Genomic DNA, 4596 nt, shown 5'->3' with positions numbered 1-4596 from the left:
CTCATCACTCTTCATCAGCGTAAGTATTTTTCGTGTCTATTTTCCTCAAATCACACTTTTTATGATGGTTGTGATACATTATTGATAGGAGGTTTATATTTAAAATGGATGAAATGATAATCAATTCTGAAAAGATGTTATTTTGTGACTACTACAAACAATGGATTATGGTTTATAAAGAAGGGGCTATTCGCCCGATTACAATGCAAAAATATTATATGGCTTATCGGTGGCTTGAAAAACTTGTTCCAAAATTACAGATACAACATTTAGACCGTATTTCTTATCAAAAAATATTAAATCAATACGCTAGTGTCCACGAAAGACAGACGACTATGGATTTTCATCATCATTTAAAATGTGCTATTCTTGATGCGGTAGATGAAGGGTTAATTCCCCGAGATCCAACTCGAAAGGCTATTATCAAGGGAAAACAGCCACGCGAAAAGAAGCCTAAATTTCTCAATCAATATGAACTCCACAAACTTCTTGATGATTTGGATTTAAAAAGTGAGATCAATATGGATTGGCTCATTCTTCTTATTGCCAAAACAGGCTTGCGATTTTCTGAGGCTTTAGCGCTTACCCCAAAAGATTTTGATTTAACCCGACAAACACTTTCCGTCTCGAAAACATGGAATTATAAAGAAAATGGTGGCTTTCTACCCACTAAAAACGAATCTTCTGTTCGTAAAATCCCTATTGATTGGCAAACTGTTATCCAATTTGCTGAGCTTTTAAAAAGTTTACCCGAAGACAAACCTATTTTTGTAAAAGGAAAAGTATACAATTCTACTGTCAATGACCGCCTAGCACGCCATTGTAAAAATGCTGGTGTTCCAATTATTTCTATCCATGGTTTACGACATACACACGCTTCACTACTGCTCTTTGCAGGCGTTTCTATAGCAAGTGTGGCTAGACGACTAGGACACTCTAATATGACGACAACTCAAAAAACATATCTTCACATCATTAACGAACTTGAAAGCAAAGATATCGATATTATCATGCGGTCATTATCAAGTTTAAATTCGTAAAAAATAGACCTTGAAGTATTGCTACTTCAGGGTCTATTTCATTAATTAAATAATGGTGCTATTTCTGGCATCAAATTTTCTTTAAAATCTTTAATCATAGCACTAAAGAACTTGAATTTTTTAACAGGCTCTTCTGTTGCTTCTTTGTATGCTGCATAATCAGCTTTTTCTTTCAATTTACTTTCATTAGCTAGTTTACCATCTTTGAAATGATAGGCTTCATATTTGACATCATCAAAATCTACAAACCATTTTTCAGAGAACATTCTAATTTCTTTGTCAATTGCCGATTGTCGCATTTGATTAATGATAACTGATACATCTTGATTTTCGTATTTTTCACTATTATTTACAATATCTTCAAGAACACCTTCTAACAATGCACCAAGTTTTGGATTATCTTCAGAATATGCCGCTATAATTTCTTTGATTTCATTAAGTTTTTTATTGTATTCCGCTTCACTCTCAACATCACCAAGAGAATCAACAAAACCGCTAATCAAATCAATGATATAGTCATAGTCAACTTTTATCTTATCAAAAGCGACTAATTCATAATCATCTATGATTGGCTCATCGTCTACTTTGTCTTCCGGTTTATCTTCTTTTAGTTCTGCCAAAACATTTTTATAAACCGCTGCATAATCTTCATATTCTTCTTGTGAAAAATGATTATCTTTCAAAATTTGTGGATCATAAGTTGAAAATGCTTTTAAATGATTAAATGAGCGGTCCAAATCTCTAAAGACAAAGATAAATTGTTTCTTTTGTTTTTCAGATAATCCGATAACATCTTGAGGAGTATCTGCTAGATTACGGACAGATTTTAACGAAGTAACAAATTCTTCCTTAACAGCCTCGTAGTCTTCTGCTAATGGTTTTCCTTCTCCACCACGTGAATATAATGCTAGCGCTGAATCAATAGCTTCCTTGAAAGCTTGCGGAGATTGGAAAGTTACAATTTGGCCATATTGCTTTTTAGTATCAAAAAGACGATTAGTACGTGAAAAAGCCTGAATCAAGTTTTGAGGAGACATCGGTTGACGATCAATGAAAAGTGTTGACAAACAAGGAGCATCAAATCCCGTCAAAAGTCTATCGACAACAATAACGATATCAAGTTGCTGACTACGATTTAAGTATTTTTTCTCTTTACGCGCTAAGCGATCGTTCAAATTAGCATTGTAAGCATTGATACCCGCCAGATTATAATTTGTACCAAACATATCATTATAATCGTCCAAAGCTTCTTTCATCTTATCTTGATTAAGTTTAGAAGCTTCATCGTTTTCAGTAACTGAATAAGTAATCGCAAATTTTGGGAAATCAGGTAAAGCACGACGAATGTCATCACTTATTTTTAGCTCATCCTTACCAGCTTTAATTGATTTTAACAATTCATAGTATTTCTGAGCTTGTTCAATCGAACTTACAGTAAACATAGCTTCATAGGTCTCACCTCTACCTTTTTCCATACCAAATTTGGCAAAAGATTTGTTCAAAATAACATCTAAAACTTGACGCATATGAGCTTCTTTTCCATAGGTACGCTCCTCTTCTTCTGGAGTAAGCCCGTTTTTACCAAGTGTTTCGACCATAAAACCAAGTACCGCTCCATCATGAATCGCTTCTTTGATAGTATAGCTGTGCAAGCAATTACCGTATAGTTGTTGTGTCGTTTGTGCTAAATCACCTTTTTGCTCGTATTTATTGGCTTCAAAGATTGGGGTTCCTGTAAAACCGAACCACAATGAATTGGCAAAGAAAGCTTCAATATCTCGTTTAGTCTGTGGGGTTACTGCCCTGTGACATTCATCGACAACAAAAGCAACTTTTAAAGCACGAATCTTGTTATACTCTGGTGTTCCCTCTGTCAAACGCTTATTGATCATTGTTTGCATTTTTTGACGCGTGGTTACAATCATCTGACGTTTACCATCAGTCATCTTTTTAATCAGCGAATTGACATTTTCTGTGTCATCAACATCAATCGTATCATTATCAGCGTACGACTGAAAAGCTAATTTTGTTTGCAAATCAAGGTCTTTTCGGTCAATAAGAAAGATTGTTTTCTCAATCGATGGAATGTCCATCAAAAGATTACGAGTCGCTTTGTAAGACGTCATTGTCTTACCAGAACCTGTCGTATGCCAAATAAATCCAGATTTCCCATGTTTTGAAGCATCACGCATAGCTTCGATAGCATGGATTTGGTATGGACGTAAAACCAAAAGCTTTTTCTTGTCATTATCAAGTACGATATACTTAGTTACCATTTCATGAGCTTCTGGAATTCTTAGTACTGCTTTGGCAAAGTCAAGAAAATCAGGAACTGGTCGATTTTTGCTATCAATCCAACCTGTTAAGAATTTTTTATTTAACTCATTGTCTCTAGCAGCTGAGAAGTATTTAGTATCAACACCGTTGCTGACAACAAACATTTGAACATTTGAGAAGAGGCCACGGAACTTGCCTTCAGCAATATATTTCTTGATTTGATGGAATCCGTCCATATAAGAATGATCTTTGTTTTTTAATTCAATATGAATCATCGGAATTCCGTTGATGAGTAAAGTGACATCGAAACGTCTGTCACGCGCATCATCTTCGTCGCCAAAAGCTTGATATTGATTAATAACTTCATAGACGCTTGTCCCACCTGCAACATGCTCATTATTTAAAACCAATAAGTGGAGCGTTTCATTACCACGTTGAACATGCACATATACTTGACCATTTTCACCAACCAGCCATTTTCCTGCATCGTAAAAAGAAGCGTGTGATAAATCATTTTTAATTTTAGCAAACTCACTATCAGTTAGACGACCATCATTTAATTTAGCTTTGTTGTTTTGTTCAAGAATATATCTGAAATTATCCCAAAGCTCCTCTTCTGTTCTAATATCAGGGCGATAAGTCCATTGAGACTCGCCTTGACACAGTTGATCAATCAGTTTTTGTTCTAAAACTGATTCTAATTCTGCCATAATCTCTTATCCTTTCTTTGGAAACATGTTTTGTAACATGAATTTTTTCAATTCTTTTAACTGTTCACACTTACGTTGATGAAGAGTGATGAGGTGATTTAATTCAGTAAAAATTTCTCCAACTTTCTCTTGCTCTTCAAATGTCGGAAAAGGAATTTCTAAATTTTTAATTATCTGTGCAGACAGATTTCCTTGTCCCCCTTGGAGATATTTATCAATGATATTTTCTTTCTCATTCCTAAACCATTCAACTATGAAATCAGCATTATATCCTTTATTAGGAGTAATAGCTAATATCGCTTGATTTATAGCTCCATTAATGTTTGAACGACTAACTTCACCACTTGTAGCTCCATATAGCGCATATAAAATATCTCCCCTAGATACCATTTTTGCTGATGAATTTTCTAAACCTTTCTGGGTAATAAAAAGTTCAGCATGATTTTTGTAAATTTCACCTGATCGAATGAAAGGAATTGTTCCATCATAGTATTCTGAATTGCCAGCTTGGGGTGTGCCGCCAGAGTAAGATGTTGTAACCTCATCAACCTTACGCTGTTCCCAATCGT

General features: G+C 34.9%; 3 protein-coding genes. 1 reads left to right on the top strand and 2 read right to left on the bottom strand.

Features of this window, described 5'->3' with window-relative positions; all coding sequences use genetic code 11:
* The first annotated feature begins 113 nt into the window (after positions 1 to 113).
* A complete protein-coding gene (locus tag B4D49_RS08395; protein ID WP_252526940.1) occupies positions 114 to 1040 on the top strand; it encodes a site-specific integrase in 927 nt (308 codons plus the stop codon).
* A gap of 41 nt (positions 1041 to 1081) precedes the next feature.
* Here the strand turns inward: B4D49_RS08395 and B4D49_RS08390 are convergent, their stop codons facing one another.
* Both B4D49_RS08390 and B4D49_RS08385 read right to left on the bottom strand, forming a co-directional pair.
* Positions 1082 to 4027, bottom strand: a complete 2946-nt coding sequence (locus B4D49_RS08390; protein ID WP_286784099.1) for a type I restriction endonuclease subunit R — start codon at positions 4025 to 4027, stop codon at positions 1082 to 1084.
* Positions 4028 to 4033: 6 nt separating this feature from the next.
* Positions 4034 to 4596: restriction endonuclease subunit S (locus B4D49_RS08385; RefSeq protein ID WP_286784098.1), on the bottom strand; the 563-nt coding region annotated here is incomplete at its 5' end.

The sequence above is a fragment of the Streptococcus sp. UBA4344 genome (assembly GCF_002393675.1).
In the GTDB taxonomy this organism is placed as follows: domain Bacteria; phylum Bacillota; class Bacilli; order Lactobacillales; family Streptococcaceae; genus Streptococcus; species Streptococcus vicugnae.
The sequence above is the reverse complement of the archived record's forward strand: the minus strand, read 5'-3'. Positions and strand labels throughout refer to the sequence as shown.

What these genes read in the sequence shown, in the direction of transcription:
- B4D49_RS08395 (WP_252526940.1), top strand. Translation starts at nt 114, where the DNA reads ATGATAATCAATTCTGAAAAGATGTTATTTTGTGACTACTACAAACAA.
- B4D49_RS08390 (WP_286784099.1), bottom strand. Translation starts at nt 4,027, where the DNA reads ATGGCAGAATTAGAATCAGTTTTAGAACAAAAACTGATTGATCAACTG.